Genomic DNA, 20,180 nt, shown 5'->3' with positions numbered 1-20,180 from the left:
TGAAATGACAGGTTTCCCCCGCTACGCGATCTATTTTGCCGCCGGCGCAGACAGCGCGCTCTCGCGCTTTGGCGCCGAGCTGCTCGGCTATGATGCCTATACGGGCGAGGAGCCACCCTTTGCCGGCGACGCGTTACGCGTTGCACCTGACTGGCGCGACATCACCGCCGATCCCCGCAGATACGGCTTTCACGGCACGCTCAAGGCGCCGATGGCGCTGGCGGCGGGCAGGACCGAAGCGGAGCTCTCGGCGGCGTGTGCCGCATTTGCCGGCAAGGCCCGGCCGATTCCGGTGATCCGTCCTGTGGTCGGTGCTATCAGTGGCTTCATTGCTGTGATCCCGGCTGAGCCGGTCGATGCGCTTCAAAAGCTTGCCGCCGATTGCGCCCGCGATTTCGATTGCTTCCGTCCACCACTGACGGCGGAAGACCGCGCGCGGCGCAAGCCCGACAGGCTCAGCGAGCGGCAGCGCGACTATCTCGATCGCTGGGGCTATCCCTACGTGATGGAGGAGTTCCGCTTCCACATGACCCTGACGGGGCGGCTGGATGCGGATCGGCGCGGGCCGATCCTGGAGATGTTGCGGGCGCGGTTTGCGGGGCTCGGTCTCGACACGCTCGAGATCGATCGCATCACGCTGTTCAAGCAGGATGACGCGAAGACGAGGTTTCGCGTCATTGGCGAGTGGACGCTGGCGAGCTAGCGCGGCTGCGCGGCATTCTCAATGTCGTCCCGGCAAAGGCCGGGACGACGGCGGAGACTTTGGATTACTTTCCCCAGCGCAGCGCCAACGCGTCGCGCTCCTTGGCGAGTTCGAGCAGTCCTGCCCGCGTCGCGGGATGCAGCGGCTGCAGCGGGTGGCGGACCGCGTCGGACTTGATCACGCCTCCGGCCTGCATCATCGCCTTGCAGGCGATCAGACCGCATTGACGGTTCTCGTAATTGATCAGCGGCAGCCAGCGTTCATAGGCGGTCTTGGCCTTCTCCCGATCGCCCGCGAAATAGGGATCGATGATCTGGCGGATACCGTCGGGATAGCCGCCGCCGGTCATCGCGCCGGTCGCGCCGGCATCGAGATCGGCCATCAGCGTGATCGCCTCCTCGCCGTCCCAGGGACCCTCTATATCCTTGCCGCCGGCCTCGATCAGGCTGCGGAGCTTTGACGCCGCGCCCGGCACCTCGATCTTGAAATAGCGGATATTGGAGAATTCGTGCGCCAACCGTGCCAGCAGCTCGACCGACAGCGGCGTGCCCGCGACCGGCGCGTCCTGGATCATGATCGGGATGTTGATCGCGCCCGAGAGCACCTTGAAGAATTCGACGATGCCCTTTTCAGGCACCCGGAACGTGGCGCCGTGATAGGGCGGCATGACCATGACCATGGCCGCACCGGCGGCCTCGGCCTGCCGGCTCCGCGCCGCGCAAACGGCCGAGCTGAAATGGGTGGTGGTGACGATCACCGGCACGCGGCCGGCGACCTGCTCCAGCACCGCATGCATCACGCTCTCGCGTTCGGCATCGGTCAGCACGAATTGCTCGGAGAAATTGGCGAGGATGCAGATGCCGTTCGAACCGGCATCGATCATGAAATCGATGCAGCGACGCTGGCCCTCGAGATCGAGCTCGCCGCGCTCGTCGAAGATGGTGGGGGCGACCGGAAACACGCCGCGATAGGGGCGCTGGGCCTTGTGGGGGGTGACCGGCATCGAAATTATCTCCCTGTAGTCCCGTCGTTAGAGCTTGGTACCGCTACCATTTACAGGTCGCAGGCAGGCGCGGCAATGCCGATCCGCGTTCCGTCGAGCCGGGAATGGAAGCCTTAAGCGGACTTTACGGCGCCGAGGAAGCCCTCGACCGCGACACGGAGGCGGTCGGCGTCGGCCGACATCTTGGTCACGGATTGGAACAGCACCGTGCCGGCATTGCCGGTCTCCTGGTTGAGCTGGGCCACGCTGCCGATGGTATCGGTGACCTCGCGGGTGCCCTGGGCGGCATGCTGGAAGTTGCGCGAGATCTCGGTTGTGGCCGCGCGCTGCTGTTCGACGGCGGCGGCAATGGCGGTCATCTTTTCGTCGATGCCGCTGATGGCGCCCCCGATCGAACGGATGGCGGCGACCGCCTGACCAGTCGCGCCCTGGATCTCCTCCACCTGGCGCGAGATCTCTTCCGTCGCGGTCGCGGTCTGCGAGGCGAGGCTCTTGACCTCGCCGGCAACCACCGCAAAGCCGCGGCCGGCCTCGCCGGCACGGGCCGCCTCGATCGTGGCGTTCAAGGCGAGCAGATTGGTCTGGCCGGCGATGGCGTGGATCATCTTCACGACTTCGCTGATGCGGCCTGCGGTCTGGTCGAGGATTTCGACGGTGGCATTGGTCTGCTCGACCTGGAACACCGCTTCGCGCGCATCACGTGCGCTGGACTGCACTTGCGCGGAGATCTCGCCGACAGAGGCCGAGAGCTCCTCGGTCGCGGCCGCGATGCTTTCGAGATTGTTGGTGGCCTGCTCGGCGGCGGACGAGACCGCGGAAGTCTGGCTGCTCGATTCCGACACCAACGTGCGCACGTCGGTCGCGGTCGCATCGAGCTCCTTGGCCGATGTCGCGACGCTTTGAATCACCGCCTGCACGGTTTCGTCAAAGCTACGGCACGCCTCGTCGACGGTGCCCGAGCGGGCGAGCTGCATCGCCTGCTGCGATTCGCGTTCCCGGCCAAGACGTTCCGCGGTGGCCGCGCTTTCGCGCAGGCTTTCCAGCGCGGCGGCCATGGTGCCGAACTCGTCGGGATAGCGGGGTTGCGGAACCGACGTTGCGTAGTCGCGCGCGCTGATCCGGGCGATCGCGTCGAGAATGGCGCGCACCGGACGCATCAGGCGATTTCGCACGACATAGACACCGGCGAGCGTCACGGCGAGCGCCAGCAGGAACGCGAGCGACTGCACGATCAGATTGGTCAGCGCCTTGGCCTGGACGGTCTCGGCGCGCGCGATCGACTGGTCGAGCGCCTTGGTCGCGATCCCGACAATGAGCGGGAACGGCGACTGGCACAGCACATTCCAGTCCGCCGCCGCCATCGCCGGCTTGCCGCTGCCGTCGAAATTCTTGGTGAGATCGCCGATCTGCCTGAGCACGCCGTCCGTCTTGCCACGCGCCTCCGTGGCGGCGCTGATCAACTCCGCGGCCACGTCGGGCGAGGCCAACAACTCGTCCATGCCGGACCAGGCGGAAGCGATGGTGCCGTCCCATTGCGCCAGCGCGCGCTTCTGGGCGTCGTCGAGCGGCTTGCTGCTGTTGACGTTCGAGCGCAATGCCGAACAATGGATTCCATAGCGGTCGCGCACCTGCCAGGCGAGACGTCGGACCTGGATCATGCGGGCAATGAAGGGATCGTCCATCCAGGCGCGGTTCGACACCGCGGTGGAGGCGAGATTCGCGGTGTCGATGACCTTGGAGACGGCGTCGTACCAGGAGTTGGTGCGCTCGATCTTGCGTTCGGCACGGGGACGCCTGGCTTCGTCGTAGAACAGCTGGAATTGCGGCGCGGCCTCGCCCCAGCGCTGCTTCAGCGTGCTCGCAAGCTCGTCGCGCCGGACGAAGTTGACACTGGCCATCGCGGCGCTGACGCCATCATAGCCACCCTGCTCCGCCTTCTCGGCCTCGGCAAGCTTGGGACGCGCGTCGTCTTCGCCGAGCAGCGCGCTCTGGGCGTCGCCGCGATTGCTGCGCAGCGCCAGCACGCCATGAAAGATCGCCTTGTCCGCGGCGGCCAGCCTCGCGGTCTCGAGGCTGTCGCTGTAGCGGCCGAAGGCCCCGACCATCTGGATCGCCGTAGAGGCGAGCGCGCCGGCCGCCAGCAGAGCCATCAACACCAGGAGGAGCGAGCTTACCGATTTCTTAAACATGGACATGGGTCGCAAGGGGCCTACTTCACGAGAAGCCACCTTGCACCGCGACATGCGAACGTTCCGTTAAGGCTGAATCAAACGCGGGGAATTCCCGGTTTGCCAGACCCTAACACCGCCTCGACGTCACGAAACCTTCGTGAAGTCAGGCGGCCGACGCTCGGCAAAGGCCGTGAACGCCTCGCGTGCCTCGGCGGTGCGCAGGCGCCGTGCGAACTGCTCGCCCTCCGCCAGCATCTGAGCGACCAGGGCCTCGCCGTTTCGCATGAGTTTCTTGGTCGCAGTGAGCGCACCGGCCGGCTGGCGGGCGAGACGCTGGGCCAACGCAAGCGCCTCGGCGTCGAGCTTGTCCAGCGGCACCACGCGGCTGGCCAGGCCCCATTCCAGCGCCGCCTTGGCCGGCACGGTCTCGCCGAGCGCGAACATCTCGTAGGCGCGGGAATAGCCTATGCGCGCCGGCATCAGCAGGCTCGATGCGGCCTCTGGAACCAGCGCGAGACTGACGAAGGGCGTCGACAACAGTGTATTGTCGGCGAGCACGACGAGATCACAATGCAAGAGCATCGTGGTGCCGATGCCGACGGCGCGGCCCTGCACGGCCGCGACCAGCGGACGGGTGCAACGCGCCAGCGACTGGATGAAGCGGCCGACGTTGCGGCTGCTTTCGGACTTGCCGGTGGCGACGGCTGCAAACTCGCCGACGTCGTTGCCGGCAGTGAACATGTCACCCTCGCCGCGGATCAGCAGCACGCGCGCGGACGGATCGGACTCGGCGGATTCGACGGTGTCGGCAAGCTTGCCGTACATCGCATCCGTCAGCGCGTTCTTCTTGTCGGGGCGCGCCAGCGTGATCGTGAGAACTCCGCCGTTGTTTTCGACGCGCACATGCTCGGTCATCGGTTTCTCCTCTTAGTCCTCTGGATCCCTTGTGGTGTCTCTTGAAATCTCTCTTGGAAACTTGTCTTGAATGCTCCTCAGCCAGCGCGCGACAATTTCGATCTCCGCACCGGTAAATCCCTCCGTCAGCGCGGCGTTGATTGCAGCCGTGTCGGTCTTTGCCTGCGCCAGCACATCGCGGCCCCTTGGCGTCAACCACACCCGCCAGGCACGGCCGTCCTCGCGATCGGCCCTCCGCTCGACCAGTTTTGCCGCAGCACTGCGATCCACCAGGCCGGAGATGCCGGCCGGGCCCATATCCAGTGCCGCCCCGGCTTCGCCCATGAGGACGCCATCCTGCTTGCCGAGGATGAACAGCAGCCCGGCCTGTGCCGGCGTCACTTCGCTCGAGGGCTGTGCCGCCATCCAACGCTGCAGGCGCCGTTGCGCGACGTTCAGCAGATAGATCAGCCGATGATGTCTCGCTGCGGCTATTTTATTTCGCATGCGAAATACATAGCCGGAGCGAATGGGATTGTCAAAACGGAGCCGCTAGGCCGGTTTGGCGCGGCAGCCGTCCAGGAAAAGCGCCGCGCAGGTCTCCACGCGTCGTTCGATCTGCTTGCGTGACGGCAAAGCTGCACCGCCATAGATCGCGGCACGCTGCGGCGCCGACGCGACCATGCCGATCAGCATGCCGGCCGCTTCTTCGGCGTCTCCGATGGCGATGCGCTTGCGCTTGACCTGGAGGCGCAGCCAACCGGCGAGTGTCCTGACGGTGCGGGCGATGCCGTTGGTGTAGAAATTCGCGGCGAGCTCGGGAAATGTAGCGGATTGCTGCAGCACCATGCGCTGCAACGCCACGACCTCGGGGTCGAGCGCGAGATCGGCGCAGGCCATCAGAGCGGCGCGCAAGCCCGTTTCGATATCGACGTCATCGCCGGCCTGGAGATCGACGGCAGAGAGCAGGCGCTCGAGCCTGTCTGCGCACATGGCCTCGAACAGCGCGGCCTTGCCTGGAAAAAGGCGATAGAGCGTCTTGGTCGAGATGCCGGCGCGGCGGGCGAGCTCTTCGGTGCTGGTCGCGGCGTAGCCTTCGACCGCGAAGGTATGCCGCGCCACTTCGAGGACGATTCGCGTCGTCTCCTCGTCGCTGCGCACCGGGGGCCGCCCGCGCGGGCGGCATGCGTTGTCCTGTCTTGCCTCAGCCATGTCTTTACATGATGCCTGTCATTCCATTGACAATTCCAAAGCTAGCCTCATTTTGGAAATCGTCAAGTTTCCTAAATCAGGGGAGCCGGCCATGACCGTCCACACCACCCCATCTGCCGCCGTCCAGACCGCCCTGCCCGCTTCCGCGCTGGAGGGTGTCCTGCCCGGCACACCAGCCGTCGCCACCAGGAAAAAACTCAGTCTTCGCAAGCTATTGCTGATGGGAGCCGCGGTCATCGCAGTCGCCGGTGCGAGCTGGTACGGCTATGATTACTGGACTGTCGGCCAGTACCTCGTCTCGACCGATGACGCCTATGTGAAGGCTGACAACACCACCGTCGCTCCGAAGGTCGGCGGCTATCTCGATCGCGTTCTGGTCGCCGATAACGAGCAAGTGAAGGCCGGTCAGGTGCTGGCCCGGATCGACGACCGCGACTTCAGGGTCGCGCTCGACCAGGCCAAGGCCGATGTGCTGGCGGCGAATGCCACCATATCGAGCAAGGAAGCGCAGATCGAGGTTCAGCAGGCGGTGATCAAGGCGGCGCGAGCCACGCTCGACGTCGATCAGGCCAACCTCACCTTCGCCGCGCAGGACAACAAGCGCTACACCGATCTCGCCGCGACCGGCTCCGGCAGCGTGCAGAACGCGCAGCAGGCGCAATCACGCATTGCCTCCGCGCAGGCGACGCTCGAACGCGACACCGCCAATCTCGCTTCGGCCCTCAAGCAGGTCGACCTGCTCAAGGCCGAGATCGTCCAGGCCAAGGCGGCGGCGGCGCGTGCGGAAGCGGTGCAGCACCAGGCCGAGCTGAACCTCGGCTACACCAGCGTCGTCTCCCCGATCGACGGCGTGGTCGGAAACCGTTCGTTGCGCGTCGGCCAGTTCGTACAGGCAGGCACGCAACTGATGTCGATCGTGCCGGCCGAGGGTGCCTACGTCGTCGCCAATTTCAAGGAAACGCAGCTCACCCACGTGAAATCGGGCCAGGCCGTCGCTATCGAGGTCGACATGTTCCCGGGCCAGATCGTGCACGGCCATGTCGACTCCATCGCGCCCGCCAGCGGCCAGGAATTCGCGCTGCTGCCGCCCGACAACGCGACCGGCAATTTCACCAAGGTGGTGCAACGCATCCCGGTCAAGATCGCGCTCGATGATGAGTACGGGCGCGCCATCGCGCTCCGTCCCGGCATGTCCGTCATCCCGACCATTGCAACTCGTTCGAATACGCAGGCTGCGAAGGCGGCCGATGCGTCAAAGGCAACACTCGTTTCCGGAGGGTCGTGCCATGTCAGACAGCCTCTCACTTTCGATGCAAGCGACCCCGGTCGCGACGCCTAATCACGTCGCCGTCGATTCCAACCGCGCGAGCGTCGCGGTCTGGGTCGCCGTGCTTGCCGCCATGATCGGATCGTTCATGGCGATCCTGAACATCCAGATCACCAACGCCTCGCTGGCCAACATCGAGGGCGGCATCGGCACCGGCGCCGACAACGGCTCCTGGATCTCCACGTCGTACCTGATCGGCGAGATCATCGTGATCCCGCTGACCGACTATCTCAGCCGCGTGTTCACGTTCCGCCGCTACATGCTGGCGAGCGCGAGCCTGTTCGCGGCCTTCTCGGTCGCCTGTGCCTTCACCCACGACCTGCCGTCGATGATCGCGATGCGCGGCCTGCAAGGCTTTGCCGGCGGCGTGCTGATCCCCATGGCGTTCACGCTGGTGTTGACCAGGCTGCCGAAGCCGCAGCAGCCGGTTGGGCTCGCGATCTTCGCGCTATCTGTCACTTTTGCCCCCGCGATCGGCCCGACGATCGGCGGCTATCTCACGGAGAACTACGGCTGGCGCACGATCTTTTTCGTCAACGTGATCCCGACCGCGGTGATGGTGACCGCGCTCTATCTGACGCTCGAGCGGCAGAAGATGCAGCTCGGACTTTTGAAAGAAGGCGACTGGGCCGGCATCGTCACCATGGCGATCGGGCTGTCAGCGCTGCAGGCCGTGCTCGAGGAAGGCAACAAGGACGACTGGTTCTCCTCGCCCTTCATCGTCAAGCTCGCGGTGATCGCCGCCATCAGCCTGACGCTGTTCGTCACCATCGAGCTCACCATCGAAAAGCCGCTGATCCGGCTACGCCTGCTGACGCAACGCAATTTCGGCTTCGGGACGATCGCGATGACGATGGTCGGTTTCGCGCTGTTCGGCTCCGTCTACATCCTGCCGGCCTATCTCGGCCAGGCGCAGGGCTACAATGCGGAGCAGATCGGGAACGTGCTGGCCTGGACCGGCCTGCCGCAGCTGGTGCTGATCCCGCTGATCCCGAAACTGATGCAGCGTTTCGACACACGCCTCATCGCAATCACCGGGCTGCTCATCTTCGCCTATAGCTGCTTCATGAACACGGGCATGTCGGCCGACTATGCCGGCGATCAGCTCTGGATCCCCAACATCGTGCGCGCCGTGGGCCAGGCCATGGTGCTGACGCCGCTGACCTCGGTGCTGACGGGCGGAATCGCACCGCAGGACGCGGCCGCGGCCTCGGGCATCAGCAACATGTTCCGCAATCTCGGCGGCGCCATCGGCACGGCGACGCTTGCCACCATCATCACCAAGCGCGAACAGTTTCACTCCAACATCATCGGCCAGTCCGTCACGCTCGGCCGCGAGGAAGTCCGCGGCCGCGTCGCGCAGATGACGGACTATTTCCTGGCCCATGGCGTGCCCGACCCCAACGCCGCGCGCGAGCAGGCGATCATCGCGCTCGGCAAGACGGTGAAGCGCCAGGCGCTGGTGATGGGCTATTCCGACGCGTTCGCCGTGATCGGCGCAGTGCTGGTGCTCGCCGCGATCGCGGTGCTGCTGACGCGGCGGGTGAAGGCGGCGGGCGCGGGCGGCGCGCACTAGGACCTCGCGGATGGATCGCGGCTTGAGGCGGCCGTCGCGATCGAGGGCCGCTTCCTCGTCCGGTGGCGCACAAGCGACGGCGGCGGGGTAAACCACCCTGCCCCGTCAATCGCTTCAGAACGATCCAAGCGCGCTGCCCAGCGCGATGACAGTCACCAGCGCCACGAGCGACGTCACGATGCCCACCATGACGATGTCAACATAGCTGTCGCGATGCGTCAGGCCGCAGATCGCGAGCAGGCTGACCACCGCACCGTTATGCGGCAGAATATCCAGCGTTCCCGAGCCGATCACCGCGACGCGATGCATCAGAGCAAGATCGATGCCGGTGCGTGCGGCGAGATCCAGATAGGTCTCTCCGAGTGCATCAAGCGCAATGGTCAGGCCGCCCGATGCCGAGCCGGTCAGCGCCGCCAGGATGTTGGTTGCGACCGCGAGCGACACCAGCGGCCCGCCTTCGATCGCGAGCACCCAGTCACGCACGGTTGTGAAGGCCGGCAGCGCGGCCACGACCGCACCAAATCCGACCAGGCTCGCCACACTGAACGCAGGCAGCACCGATGCATTGGCCCCGGCATCCATGGTCTGCCGCAACGCCGGCAGGCGCGCCCGGTTCAGCACGATCGTCGCGACGATGGCGGCGGTCAGGGCGACCACGACCGACCACACGCCTGCGACCGCGGCAAGCGAGGTCCCGCCAAAGCGTTGCTCGGCGAGATAGGAGACATCGAGGCGCGGCAGCACGCCGAGCGACATCGCCAGATTGACGGCGACGACGACGATCAGTGGCAGGATGGCGCTCACGACGGGCGCAGGCTCGCTGCTGCGGCGGCCGTGCTTGAGCTCCGCCGGATCGAACTCGCGTGCCGCGGTGGCGCGCTCGCGGACGAACTCGTCGGATGCGGCGCGCTCGGTCAGATCCTCGCCTTCGTCGCCATAACCCTCGCCGGCGCGCCGCGCCTTGGCTTCCGCGCGATGCAGCCACCACAATCCCGTTCCGAGCATGATGAGAGAGGCGATGATGCCTAGGCCCGGCGCGGCAAACGGTGTCGTGCCGAAGAACGGCATCGGGATCGCATTCTGGATCGAGGGTGTGCCCGGGAGGGCCGACATGGTGAAGGTCGAGGTGCCCAGAACGATCGTGGCCGGAATCAGCCGGCGCGGAATGCCGGCAGCACGAAACAGCGAACGTGCCATCGGCACGATGACGAAGAACGCGACGAACAGGCTGACGCCGCCGTAGGTGACCAGCGCGCCCGCCAGCACCACGGCCAGGATCACGCGCCGCTCGCCGAGATTTTTCGCCATGAAGGCGGCGATCGACCTGACCGCGCCGCTGTCATCCATCAGCTTGCCGAAAACGGCGCCGAGCAGAAAGATCGGAAAGAACTGTGCCAAAAACCCCGCCGCATTCACCATGAAAACCTGCGTCAGGTTCGCCAGCAGCGGCTCACCACCGAACAATGCCGCAACCAGCGCCGCGAAGGGCGCGAGCAGGAGAACGCTCCAGCCGCGAAACGCAAACAGCACGAGCAGACCGAGTCCGACGAGAAGGCCGAGAAGCCCCATGCCTCAGCACTCCGCCAGGAGGACATCGAGATCGGCCGTCGAACGCCGGCCGATGTCGGCGCCATGCTCGGCGAGAAAGGCCTCCGCGGCCATGCGCCCCTCCGCGCGGAGCATCGAGACGAACTCCCATTCCGCGTTGAGCTTCGACGATGCGCCGAATTTCGCAAGCATGTCGCTCTTGATCCGGTGTGTCCGCATCTTGGCCCACCGCGCGCCCTCGCCGCTACCGGGATCGGCGGCCTGCCGCAACAGCGCGATCATGCGCAGCTCCTTCATCAGCGGTGAATTGAAGGAAATCTCGTTGAGACGGTTGAGGATCTCCGCGGCCGTTCGCGGCGGCTCCAGCCGCTCGGTCGGATTGATCTGAACGAGGATCGTATCGTGGGCGTCGCTTTCGCGGACCAGCGGTGTGATGGTCGGGTTGCCGGCAAAGCCGCCATCCCAATACGGTTCACCGTCGATCTCGATGGCGCGGAACATGGTCGGCAGGCAGGCCGATGCCAGCAGCACATCGGCGGTAATCTCGGCGTTGCGGAAGACGCGGCCGCGACCAGTGCGCACCCGCGTCGCGGTGATGAAGAGCAGAATCGGCGAGTGCGCAAGCCGCCCGAAATCGATGCTCTCGGCCAACACGGCGCGCAGCGGGTTGTAGCCCATCGGGTTGAGATCGTAGGGCGACAGCACCCGCGACATCAGGTCGGTGAGGACGTAGAACGGCGACGTATCGAGTGTCCAGCGTCCCATCAACCGGTCGAGTGGCGAGCGCTGCAGCGGACTGAAGGCCGCAGCCCTCGAGACGCGGCGCCAATATTGCGCAAGCGCGTCACGCGCGCCTTCGGCACCGCCCGCCGTCCACCCATCCGCCAGCACCGCAGCATTCATCGCCCCGGCAGAGGTTCCGGAGATCGCTGCTATCGTAAGCCACTTCTCTTCGAGAAGACGATCAAGCACGCCCCAGGAGAAGGCGCCGTGCGAGCCACCGCCCTGAAGCGCAAGATCGATCAGTACGGAATCCCGTTCCATGGCGGGCCCTCACGCAACTGAAGCTCAAATTCCGCGCGATTTCTAACACGCGAGAACGACAGCAGTGTAGCGAGCACCGGCCAGGAGACGCAACCGGAACGTGACGCCTCTAGTGCTCGAATACCAGGCGTGCGCCGATCGTGCCTTCGAGGCTGCGGATCTGCGCCAGCAGCGCGCCCGAGTCCTGGCCGCCGAGATCGGCGTCGAGCACAACGTAACCGAGATCCCCGGCCGTCTCCAGATATTGCGCGGCGATATTGATGTCGCGCTGGAGGAAGACCTCGTTCAACCGGCGCAGCATCCCCGGCACGTTGCGATGGACGTGGCTGAAGCGTACGCCGGAGGGGCGCAGATGCAGCTGCACCTCAGGGAAGTTCACGGCGCCCATGGTCGATCCCGTGATGAAATAATCGACCAGCTTGCGCGCCACCTCGCCGCCGATGCGCTCCTGCGCCTCTTCGGTGGAACCACCGACATGGGGCGTGAGGATGACGTTGTTGATGCCCTGCATCGGGCTCTTGAAGCGCTCCGAGTTGGACGACGGCTCGACCGGAAACACGTCGATGGCGGCACCGGCGATATGACCATCACGCAACGCGCCGGCAAGCGCATCGAGATCCACGACCGTGCCGCGGCTGTTGTTGATCAGGAACGACCCTGATTTCATCGCCCGCAGCTCCTTCTCGCCGATCATACCCGCGGTCTCCGGCGTCTCCGGCACGTGCAGGCTGACCACGTCGCTCTGCGCCAGCAGCTCTTCCAGCTTCTCGACGGGCTCGGTATTGCCGTGGCGGAGCTTGTCGGTGCGATCATAATAGATCACCCGCATGCCCATGGCTTCGGCCAGCGTCGAGAGCTGCGAGCCGATATTGCCGTAGCCGATGATGCCGAGCGTACGGCCGCGCACCTCGCGGCTGCCTGCGGCGGACTTGTCCCAGCCGCCCTCGTGGGCCGACACCGAGCGCGGAAAGATCTGCCGCAGGAGCATCACGATCTCACCAATGACGAGCTCTGCGACGCTGCGCGTGTTGGAGAACGGCGCGTTGAACACGGGAATGCCGCGCTTTCGCGCGGCCAGCAGGTCGACCTGGTTGGTACCGACGCTGAAGCAGCCGACCGCGAGCAGCCCGTCAGCGCCCGCCAGCACATCGTCGGTGATCTGGGTGCGCGAGCGGATGCCGAGCAGCGAGACGCCCTTGAGCGCGTGGCGCAGCGCCTCGCCATCCAGCGCCTTGGTCAGGCGCTCGACATTGGTGAAACCCGCGCTCTTGAACAGGTCCACGGCGCTGTCGTTGACACCTTCAAGCAGCAGCGCCTTCGCGCTCCGCTCAGGGCTTTGGCCTGGGGCTGGCATGGAATCTCCTGAATGGCGGCTTTGCCGCAGCTCATAGACCGCCGACGCCGTACAGCACAATAGGGTTCGGATACGGGGAGAAGATGGCGGCGCCGCTTGGTATCCCACTGGCTCCGTCATCGTTCGAGGGCCGCTGAAAAAGCGGCCACCTCCAGCGACAACGGCTTCGCCGTTGCGCGGGGGTGACGGAATTCAGAGTCAGATCACATAGAACCCGTGCGTGCCGTCGCGGCGGAGCTGGTCGACGAGGCCATATTCCCACTCGAGGTAGGCCTGCATGCCGCGCTCGGCGATATCGGTTCCCTCATAGGGACGACGGTAGCGATGTGCCGGATCGGGCTTCGGCAGGATCAGCGGCGGGCCGACCTCGAGCGTGCCGCCATAGCCGCCTTCGAGCACGTAGACCTCCCAGCCCATCTGCGCGAGCCAGGATGCGGTCATGTCGGCGCGCACGCCCTTGTCGTCGGTCAGGATAATGCGCGCGCCGCGCACCGGCGCGGCCATGTCGGTCTCCTGGACAAGCTGGCCGCCGGGATAGTGGCGGAAGCCCGGCAGATGACCGGCGGCATATTCCTCCGCATCGCGCACGTCGAAACGATAGAGAGTGCGATCGGTATCCACCAGCAGCGCCGACATCTCGCTCGCGCCGATATGACGGACTCCGGCGCGATAGGCGACGTCGCGGGCGTTGGCGGGACCACCCTCGAACGAGCCGATTGCACCGCGCCTGTTGGCACCATGGGCGAGCGGATGCCGCGCCAGCGTCCAGCCGATCGTGCCGTTGCGCAGCGCCCGCACCTTGTTGGGCACGCCGGCATTGATCAGCGACTGGGCGCCGATGATCGACCGGGTACGGCCGGCGCAATTGACGATGATGGTGGTGTCGGGGTCGGGCGCGGCCTGGCCGGCACGCAGCACCAGTTCCGCGCCCGGCACGCTGACCGAGCCGGGAATGTTCATGGTGGCGTATTCGTCGAAGCGGCGGACGTCGAGGATGGCGATGTTGGCCTTGTCGGCGATCAGCTTTGCCACTTCGTCGGCGCTGAACGACGGCGTGTGGCGACGCGCCTCCACCAGTTCGCCAAAGGCTTTGGAGTAGGAATTGACGTCCTCGAACACCTCGTAGCCCGCCGCGCGCCAGCCTTTCAGCCCGCCATCGAGCGCACAGACATTGCTGTAGCCGAGCGCCGCAAGGCGTTCGGCGCCCTCTGCACCCAGTCCCTCGCCGTCATCAAAGAGCACGACCGGCACATCCTTGCGCGGCAGCCGCACCGCCGCCTCGACCGGGATCCGGTCCACGGCCATGTTGGCCGCGAACAGCGGATGCCCGGTTGCGAAGGCCGCCTCGTGCCTGAGATCGAGCAGCGCGATCTCCTCGCGGAGCAGCAGCGCGCGGCGGATATCGGCGGGAGTGACGGTCGAAAGCTTCATGGCGTGAACCCTGACGAGGACAGGCCATGGGCTTTTGAACGATTGCGAGAGGCTTGGCTAGCCACTCCGTCGCATGGAGGCCGTTAGCCTGCCAGCCGCTTCTCGATGATGCCGGCGACCCGCACCGGGGTTTCCAGCATTGAATAATGGCCGGCGTCGTCGATGACCTCGAACGTCACGCGGGGATAGGCGAGCGCAAAGGCATTCCGCAGCGGCTCGCCGCGATAGAACGGGATGTCCAGCGCGCCGGTCACGACATGCAGGGGCGCCGCCAGCCCATGCGTATCGCCGGTGATGGCCGATGACGTGAACATCGTCAGATAGCCGCGCTTGGCCTCGACGGTCGAGGCCTCGCGCGCGATGGTAAGCTTGCGGCGCAACCAGCCGGCGCCGTAGCGGCTGGACGTGCGGGCCGTGATGGCACGCCCGGCCGCCTCGTCCTCGTCGATGACGGCGTTGAGCGCCTTCATCGCGGCCTCGTCGGCGCGAAAGCCGGTGGGCGGCACGGGCGAGAACAATGTCACGCTTTGAAGCCGGCTTCCGGCCTGAAGCGCGACCTTCTGCGCGACCAAGCCGGACATCGAATGTCCGACGAGATGAAAGCGGGTGATCGCAAGCTCGTCAGCGGTACGCAGCACGTCAGCGACGGCCTCATCCAGCGTGTAGCCGCCACTGATGCCGCGGGACCAGCCGTAACCTCTGAGATCCATGAACACGAGGGTGAATCGTACGGGGTCGAGATAGGGCAGCACCGGCTCCCAGTTGACGTGATCGCCGAGCCATTCGTGCAGCACCACACACACCGCGGGGCCGTTGCCGAAGCGGCAATGGCCGAGCCGGCTGGCAGTCGCCAGTTGCGGAGCCGGCCAGACCGATGGCGATGCACGCGCGGTGCCCGAGCCTTGCGCCAAGGCCGGCGTGGTGGCCATGGCGGCAGCGGCCGTCAGGCCCAGGCTTCTCAGAACGTCGCGACGTTGCATGTGTTTCCTCCGCGCCTTCGATTGCGGCCGGCGCTGCCTGACTGATAGCGCGCAGGCCCCGCGCGCGAGAAATTGATTTCTGCAATCGGTTGATTGATAAATCTCATTCTGACTGCCCCCTCGCTGGAGCCTGTCCGGCGCATCGTCCGGAGTCCTCCATGCCGACGACCCTTGATATCGACACCCTGCGGGCGCTGCTTGCCATCGTCGAGCTGAAGAGCTTCTCGCGTGCGGGGGATCAACTGGGACGATCGCAATCCGCGATCAGCCTCCAGATCGCCCGGCTCGAAGCCCTGGTCGGCCATCCCCTGTTGCAACGGGCCCGTGGCCGGGTACTCGGGCCGACGGTGAAAGGCACGGAGCTGATCGCGCATGCGCGAGAGATCATCTCGCTCAACGAGCGCGCGGTCGCGGCGATGCGCCGGCCGGCATCGGGTGAGCGGATCAGGCTCGGCATGCCCGCAGATTTTCTCGAGCGCGACTTCACGTCGGCTGTCGACGAAATCCGCTCACGCTTCCCCAAGGCGAGGCTATCAGTGCACACCGACCTGTCGGCCCGGCTCGCCGAGGACGTCGGTCGCGATTGCCTCGATCTCGCCCTCTACAAGCGTCTGCCCTCGAACGCCGCCGACGCCGCGATCGCGTTCGAACCGATGGCCTGGTTCGGCACGGCCGCACGGTCAGACCGGTCCCGCGATGCTGTTCCGTTGGTCTCCTTCGCGGACGGTTGCGCCTATCGCGGCGAAGCCTTGCGCAGCCTGCACCTGGTCGGGCGCGAATGGACCATCGCCTGTGAGGCGCGCAGCCTCTCTGCGCTGGTCGGCGCCGTCAAGGCCGGCCTCGGCTTTGCCGCCCTGCCCGTCAGGCTCGGCGAGCGCAAGTCGCTGCGGCACGCTAGCGATCTGGCGGACCTGCCGCAGCTCAACGCGGTCGAGCTTGCCCTTGGTGTCGCTCAAAGCTGCAACCTGCCGTTCGCCCGTGCGATCGGCGGCATTATCGCCGAGCGTTGCGCGCTGGCGTGACGGTCGCAGCTTGCGGCGCGACAGGTACAACAATACGCCCGTGATCGCGAACAGCGGCATCAGCGCGGCTGCGATCATGAAGATGAGCCTGCCGGGCCAGCCCAGAACAGCGCCGCGGTGGATATCGAGGACACCAGCAATGGCCCTCTCACCCAGCGTCTTGTCGGCATAGCGCTCCGCGGAGATGACCTCGCCGCTCACAGCATCGATGCGAAACTCATCGCGCATGGACTCGAGTGTGGAGTCCTTTCCCCACGCCCGGATCCGGATCACTGTGCCCGGCCCGGCAGGAAGGGCCAGCTGCGCTTTGGCGAAGCCGTTGGCCTCCTCGCGCCGAAGGGCCGACCACGCGCGGTCGAAGCCGATCGGCTGCGCCGGCTCGGCGCGGCCGGGCGGACGTGGCTGCTTCGGCTGCGTCTTTGCCGCGGCCACATGTGGGCGCGACAGCAGCCAGAGGACGCCGTCCTTGTACGAGTCGAACGAGTACCAAAGCCCGGTCAGGGTCATCGCCAGATAGATGGGCAGGACCCAGGTGCCGATGACGGCGTGCAGCGAGCGATGCAGCCCCCGGCCTCTGAGCCCAAGATCCGGCTTCAGCCACATCTTCAGGCTGCTGGCCCGAAGCGGCCAGCGCAGCACAAAACCCGAGATCAGCATCACGATCAGGCCCAGCGCGGCCACGCCAGTGATCCGGCGGCCCCAGCCCTTGGCATCGCCCGGTATCAGCAGCCAGCGATGCAGCCGGCGCACCGTCGCAAAGAAATCCTCGCCACGCGCCACGCCAAGCACGTGTCCGTCATAGGAGTCGACATAGAACGAGGATGGCCGCGAACCCTGCTCGTCGCGGACGAAGCGGATGTGCACAGCGGTCGACGGATCGCTCGACAACGTGATGGCGGCGACCTTGCCGGCATCCGGCACTGCCTTGAGGCGCGCCACCAGCTCGTCCGGCGTCAGCGCCGGCGTCCTCCGTGTCGCGACCTGCATGATGTCGGCGTTCAGATGCTCGACGATCTCGTCCTCAAAGCTCATGATCGCGCCGGTCAGCGCGATCAGGGAGAGCAACAGGGCGAGCAGGAGACCGGCTATGGAATGAAGCTGGAGCAGCGCGGCCTTGATTGCGGGCCAGACCTTATGCATCGGCGCAGGCCCTCGCGTGGTGGTGTCGCATGACTGTCTAGAACTTCACCGTTGCCGACAGCGAGATACGCCGCCCTTCACCCATCGCGACATTCAATGCGCTGGCGGTGGTGGAGGTGTAGTAGACCTTGTCGAACAGGTTCTTGACGTTGAACTGATAGGCCACTGGCACTTTGTCGACCTTGGTGTCGTAGGTCGCGAAGATGTCCGCGACGGTGTAGGCCGGCAGGAAGAACGTGTTGGCCGTGTCGCCGGGCCGGTCGCTGACATAGTGCGCGCCGCCGCCGAGCCGCAGGCGACCAGGCAACCGGTCGCCGAAATCGTAGACGAGATACAGCGACGCCGTATTCATCGCCGCGTTCAGCAGCTTTGCGTTACCAACGAGAGGATCGTTGATCAGGCGCGCGTCGGTATAGCCGTAGCTACCGATCATGCTCCATTCCTCGGTCAGCCGGCCGCTGACGTCCAGTTCGACACCGCGCGATTGCGCAGCGCCGGAGGCGCGCGCCGCCGACTTGCCGCCGCCGATGTCGTTCAGCACCAACACGTTCTTTTTCTGGATATCGTAGACCGCAAAGCTGCCCGAGAGCCGTTTATTGACGTCGAACTTCAGTCCGGTCTCCCATTGCGTTGCCTCTTCGGGCGCGATGGTTGAATCGACGACGAAGCCGTTGGTGAACGCCGCGATCGTCGACGTTGGCTTCAGCGACTGCGTATAGCTCACATAATAAGAAAGCTCCTCGCTCAGCTTGACGATCACGCCGCCGAGCGGCAGCACCTTGTCGCCCGAGAGGTTGGTGTTGGTGACGAACAGAGGCCGGCCTTTTCCGGCGAGCTGCTCATATTGCATCCAGCGCATGCCGCCGACTGCGGACAGCCAGTTGGTCAGATGGAACGTGTCCTGGGCGAAGAAGCCGCGGGTGCCGAGCTTGTCGGTCTGTTCGCTGTCAACAGGCGAAATAGTGCTGCCCGGTGTGACCAACCCATAAACCGGATTGTAGACATTGAAGCTCGCCGTCGCCTGGCGAATCAGGTCGCGGCGATCGATGGTGCGATACATCGCCTCGCCGCCGAACAGGACCTCGTTGCGGAAGCCACCGACCCACACGTCGCCCTGCATGTAGGAGGTGCCGTAGCTGGCGTTGCTCAGCGAGTTCCGGGTACCGTCATTGCTGCGGGTCTCGACGCCGCTGGCAGTATTGACGCCGGTGATGCGGAGCTGGTTCGCGGTGTAGGTCTCGGTGTTGTAGCTGTAGGCCGCCGAGACCTTCCAGCTATCGTCGAGCTTCTGCTCGATCGAGCCCTGCACGAGCTCCGACGTGCCCCACATGTTGTTGAAGGGCTCGTCGAGCCGCCGTGTCTTCGGGATTGCCAATGGCGCGCCGTTGACGAAGGCGGTGCCGCGGTCGAAGGGATAGATGAACTCGCGATGCTCATAGGTGAGCTGGACCGTTGTGGTCTCGCCGTACCAGGCGACCGACGGGTTCACCAGCATTTCCCGATGGCGGCCGACATTGCGCCAATAATCCTCGCTGACGCCGTAGCCGATGAAGCGATAGGCAAGCCCGCCGTCGCCGATCGGACCGGTGACATCAACGGTACCGTCGGCACCGTTGCGGTTGTTGGCGTAGGTCGAGCCAAGCAGCGTGACCGAGCCGTGCTGGTAGAGCTCCGGACGCTTGCTGATGGTGTTGACGACGCCGCCGGGATCCATGATGCCATAGAGCAGCGATGCCGGCCCCTTCAGCACCTCGACGCTGTCGACAGCCGCGTTCAGGCTCCGACCCTGCACCAGCGGCATGCCGTTGCGCATGATCGAGCCATCCCTATTGTCACCGAAGCCGCGACGGATCACCGCATCCTGGGTGCCTGCGAGTGTATTGGTCTGGGTGATGCCGCTGATGTTGACCAGCGCATCGTCGATATTGCGCGGCAGTTGGTCCTTCAGCACCTGTGCGGGCACGACGTTGACGGATTGCGAGGTGTCGAGCGGCGATGCGCCCGAGCGCAACGTGGACGCGCTCGGCAGCGCGCGATAGCCGAGCCTTGCGGCTTGTTGCGCGGCGGCCTCAGCCGCCGCCCGCTCGGATGGGATTGCGGCTGCGGGCAGCACGGCAACTGAGCTCCGGCGTACAGCCTGGGTGCGGCGTTGAGATTGCCCTGAAGCGCGCGCCGGCTTCGGCCGCTGCGCCGGCGCATCCACAGTCACCGGCGGCAGGGCCGTTTGCGCCTGTGCGATGCCGGTGTTGAAGGGACATTCGGCGAGCAGCAGGACGAGAAGGCCAGCGCGGCCCTTGCCGGCGCGATTTCGACGAGCACCGACCTGATGGTCATCCGCAGAGAGGCATGCACTTTCAATTCACTTCCAGATCACAGCGTTGAAGCCGGCGCATCTACCAGCCGCTGCGATTGAAGAGAACATGGCGGCGACTTGAATCGCTCTAGTGTCGAATCGTTCTAAGAACCTTGATCGCTCGATCGCTGCGACCCGAACTATGGTGGGCCCTGAGCGGGAACCAAGCATTGCAATTGAATGCAGTCGAGATGAGCACGGTTGCCGGATAGATCGGACGCTCATCGTGCGCCCTCGGCGCGACGCCATGTCGCACGAGGACCGCGCGGTGCGTGAGCTTCACGACGCCCAAACCGGCGGATCCGCTCACGTCTTTGTTCAGGTCAACTGCACAGTTCTTCTTTACAGATCAGCTTCATGGATGTCATTCACTCCACCATGACCAGTTCGTCCGACCAACGCCCGTCTCGTCCGCGCGCCGG

Annotated in this window: 16 protein-coding genes and 1 pseudogene; 5 read left to right on the top strand and 12 right to left on the bottom strand. The window is 65.5% G+C overall.

Annotated elements, in window-relative coordinates:
* Positions 1-4 precede the first annotated feature (4 nt).
* The gene (locus ACVW16_RS20730) at positions 5-703 is read left to right on the top strand and encodes a DUF1045 domain-containing protein (protein ID WP_456736496.1); all 699 of its coding nucleotides are present in this window, start codon (positions 5-7) and stop codon (positions 701-703) included.
* A gap of 64 nt (positions 704-767) precedes the next feature.
* Here ACVW16_RS20730 and ACVW16_RS20725 read toward each other — a convergent pair whose 3' ends face one another.
* The 5 genes from ACVW16_RS20725 to ACVW16_RS20705 all read right to left on the bottom strand — a co-directional run bounded on the left by ACVW16_RS20725 (position 768) and on the right by ACVW16_RS20705 (position 5,983).
* Positions 768-1,706: a dihydrodipicolinate synthase family protein gene (locus ACVW16_RS20725; protein WP_456700968.1), complete on the bottom strand. Its 939-nt coding sequence runs from the start codon at positions 1,704-1,706 to the stop codon at positions 768-770.
* Between the two features lie 113 nt (positions 1,707-1,819).
* On the bottom strand, positions 1,820-3,901 hold the full coding sequence (locus tag ACVW16_RS20720; protein WP_456736497.1) for a methyl-accepting chemotaxis protein: 2,082 nt from the start codon (positions 3,899-3,901) through the stop codon (positions 1,820-1,822).
* A gap of 120 nt (positions 3,902-4,021) precedes the next feature.
* Positions 4,022-4,792 (bottom strand): enoyl-CoA hydratase, encoded by a 771-nt coding sequence (locus tag ACVW16_RS20715; protein WP_456736498.1) that lies wholly within the window; start codon positions 4,790-4,792, stop codon positions 4,022-4,024.
* Between the two features lie 12 nt (positions 4,793-4,804).
* Positions 4,805-5,278 (bottom strand): MarR family winged helix-turn-helix transcriptional regulator, encoded by a 474-nt coding sequence (locus tag ACVW16_RS20710; protein ID WP_456736499.1) that lies wholly within the window; start codon positions 5,276-5,278, stop codon positions 4,805-4,807.
* 45 nt (positions 5,279-5,323) lie between these two features.
* The gene (locus tag ACVW16_RS20705; protein ID WP_456736500.1) at positions 5,324-5,983 is read right to left on the bottom strand and encodes a TetR/AcrR family transcriptional regulator; all 660 of its coding nucleotides are present in this window, start codon (positions 5,981-5,983) and stop codon (positions 5,324-5,326) included.
* A gap of 91 nt (positions 5,984-6,074) precedes the next feature.
* Here ACVW16_RS20705 and ACVW16_RS20700 point away from each other — a divergent pair, with 91 nt between their 5' ends.
* Both ACVW16_RS20700 and ACVW16_RS20695 read left to right on the top strand, forming a co-directional pair.
* Entirely contained in the window at positions 6,075-7,322 is a 1,248-nt protein-coding gene (locus ACVW16_RS20700; protein WP_456736501.1) for an HlyD family secretion protein, read from the top strand.
* On the top strand, positions 7,270-8,886 hold the full coding sequence (locus ACVW16_RS20695; RefSeq protein ID WP_456736502.1) for an MDR family MFS transporter: 1,617 nt from the start codon (positions 7,270-7,272) through the stop codon (positions 8,884-8,886). The genes ACVW16_RS20700 and ACVW16_RS20695 overlap by 53 nt, the downstream gene beginning before the upstream one ends.
* A gap of 114 nt (positions 8,887-9,000) precedes the next feature.
* Here the strand turns inward: ACVW16_RS20695 and ACVW16_RS20690 are convergent, their stop codons facing one another.
* From ACVW16_RS20690 to ACVW16_RS20670, 5 genes are all read right to left on the bottom strand, one after another.
* Entirely contained in the window at positions 9,001-10,455 is a 1,455-nt protein-coding gene (locus ACVW16_RS20690; RefSeq protein ID WP_456736503.1) for a GntP family permease, read from the bottom strand.
* A 3-nt stretch (positions 10,456-10,458) separates the two neighbouring features.
* A complete protein-coding gene (locus ACVW16_RS20685; RefSeq protein WP_456700960.1) occupies positions 10,459-11,478 on the bottom strand; it encodes a patatin-like phospholipase family protein in 1,020 nt (339 codons plus the stop codon).
* 109 nt (positions 11,479-11,587) lie between these two features.
* Complete coding sequence (gene serA, locus ACVW16_RS20680; protein ID WP_456700959.1) at positions 11,588-12,832, bottom strand: phosphoglycerate dehydrogenase; 1,245 nt, start codon at positions 12,830-12,832, stop codon at positions 11,588-11,590.
* 198 nt (positions 12,833-13,030) lie between these two features.
* On the bottom strand, positions 13,031-14,263 hold the full coding sequence (locus tag ACVW16_RS20675) for a rhodanese-like domain-containing protein (protein WP_456736504.1): 1,233 nt from the start codon (positions 14,261-14,263) through the stop codon (positions 13,031-13,033).
* 83 nt (positions 14,264-14,346) lie between these two features.
* A complete protein-coding gene (locus ACVW16_RS20670) occupies positions 14,347-15,243 on the bottom strand; it encodes an alpha/beta fold hydrolase (protein WP_456736505.1) in 897 nt (298 codons plus the stop codon).
* A gap of 158 nt (positions 15,244-15,401) precedes the next feature.
* On the opposite strand from ACVW16_RS20670, the gene ACVW16_RS20665 reads away from it, so the two are divergent.
* A complete protein-coding gene (locus tag ACVW16_RS20665; RefSeq protein WP_456736506.1) occupies positions 15,402-16,265 on the top strand; it encodes a LysR family transcriptional regulator in 864 nt (287 codons plus the stop codon).
* Here the strand turns inward: ACVW16_RS20665 and ACVW16_RS20660 are convergent.
* Together ACVW16_RS20660 and ACVW16_RS20655 are read right to left on the bottom strand one after the other, a co-directional pair.
* Positions 16,257-17,405, bottom strand: a pseudogene (locus ACVW16_RS20660) (PepSY-associated TM helix domain-containing protein); the annotation flags it as partial. The gene ACVW16_RS20665 and the pseudogene ACVW16_RS20660 overlap by 9 nt on opposite strands.
* A gap of 37 nt (positions 17,406-17,442) precedes the next feature.
* Positions 17,443-19,677 (bottom strand): TonB-dependent siderophore receptor, encoded by a 2,235-nt coding sequence (locus ACVW16_RS20655; RefSeq protein WP_456802618.1) that lies wholly within the window; start codon positions 19,675-19,677, stop codon positions 17,443-17,445.
* On the opposite strand from ACVW16_RS20655, the gene ACVW16_RS20650 reads away from it, so the two are divergent.
* A complete protein-coding gene (locus ACVW16_RS20650; protein ID WP_456802414.1) occupies positions 19,630-19,818 on the top strand; it encodes a hypothetical protein in 189 nt (62 codons plus the stop codon). The genes ACVW16_RS20655 and ACVW16_RS20650 overlap by 48 nt on opposite strands.
* Positions 19,819-20,180: the final 362 nt, after the last annotated feature.

The organism is Bradyrhizobium sp. USDA 4474 (assembly GCF_054057515.1).
Note: the sequence above shows the minus strand (reverse complement) of the source record. Positions and strands in the feature narration are given on the sequence as shown.

Bases quoted from the DNA above. Each gene is read 5' to 3' on its own strand.
- ACVW16_RS20670 (WP_456736505.1), bottom strand. From the start codon at position 15,243: ATGCAACGTCGCGACGTTCTGAGAAGCCTGGGCCTGACGGCCGCTGCC.
- ACVW16_RS20705 (WP_456736500.1), bottom strand. From the start codon at position 5,983: ATGGCTGAGGCAAGACAGGACAACGCATGCCGCCCGCGCGGGCGGCCC.
- ACVW16_RS20690 (WP_456736503.1), bottom strand. From the start codon at position 10,455: ATGGGGCTTCTCGGCCTTCTCGTCGGACTCGGTCTGCTCGTGCTGTTT.
- ACVW16_RS20665 (WP_456736506.1), top strand. From the start codon at position 15,402: ATGCCGACGACCCTTGATATCGACACCCTGCGGGCGCTGCTTGCCATC.
- ACVW16_RS20725 (WP_456700968.1), bottom strand. From the start codon at position 1,706: ATGCCGGTCACCCCCCACAAGGCCCAGCGCCCCTATCGCGGCGTGTTT.
- ACVW16_RS20710 (WP_456736499.1), bottom strand. From the start codon at position 5,278: ATGCGAAATAAAATAGCCGCAGCGAGACATCATCGGCTGATCTATCTG.
- ACVW16_RS20720 (WP_456736497.1), bottom strand. From the start codon at position 3,901: ATGTCCATGTTTAAGAAATCGGTAAGCTCGCTCCTCCTGGTGTTGATG.
- ACVW16_RS20730 (WP_456736496.1), top strand. From the start codon at position 5: ATGACAGGTTTCCCCCGCTACGCGATCTATTTTGCCGCCGGCGCAGAC.
- ACVW16_RS20715 (WP_456736498.1), bottom strand. From the start codon at position 4,792: ATGACCGAGCATGTGCGCGTCGAAAACAACGGCGGAGTTCTCACGATC.
- ACVW16_RS20700 (WP_456736501.1), top strand. From the start codon at position 6,075: ATGACCGTCCACACCACCCCATCTGCCGCCGTCCAGACCGCCCTGCCC.
- ACVW16_RS20675 (WP_456736504.1), bottom strand. From the start codon at position 14,263: ATGAAGCTTTCGACCGTCACTCCCGCCGATATCCGCCGCGCGCTGCTG.
- serA (WP_456700959.1), bottom strand. From the start codon at position 12,832: ATGCCAGCCCCAGGCCAAAGCCCTGAGCGGAGCGCGAAGGCGCTGCTG.
- ACVW16_RS20695 (WP_456736502.1), top strand. From the start codon at position 7,270: ATGTCAGACAGCCTCTCACTTTCGATGCAAGCGACCCCGGTCGCGACG.
- ACVW16_RS20685 (WP_456700960.1), bottom strand. From the start codon at position 11,478: ATGGAACGGGATTCCGTACTGATCGATCTTGCGCTTCAGGGCGGTGGC.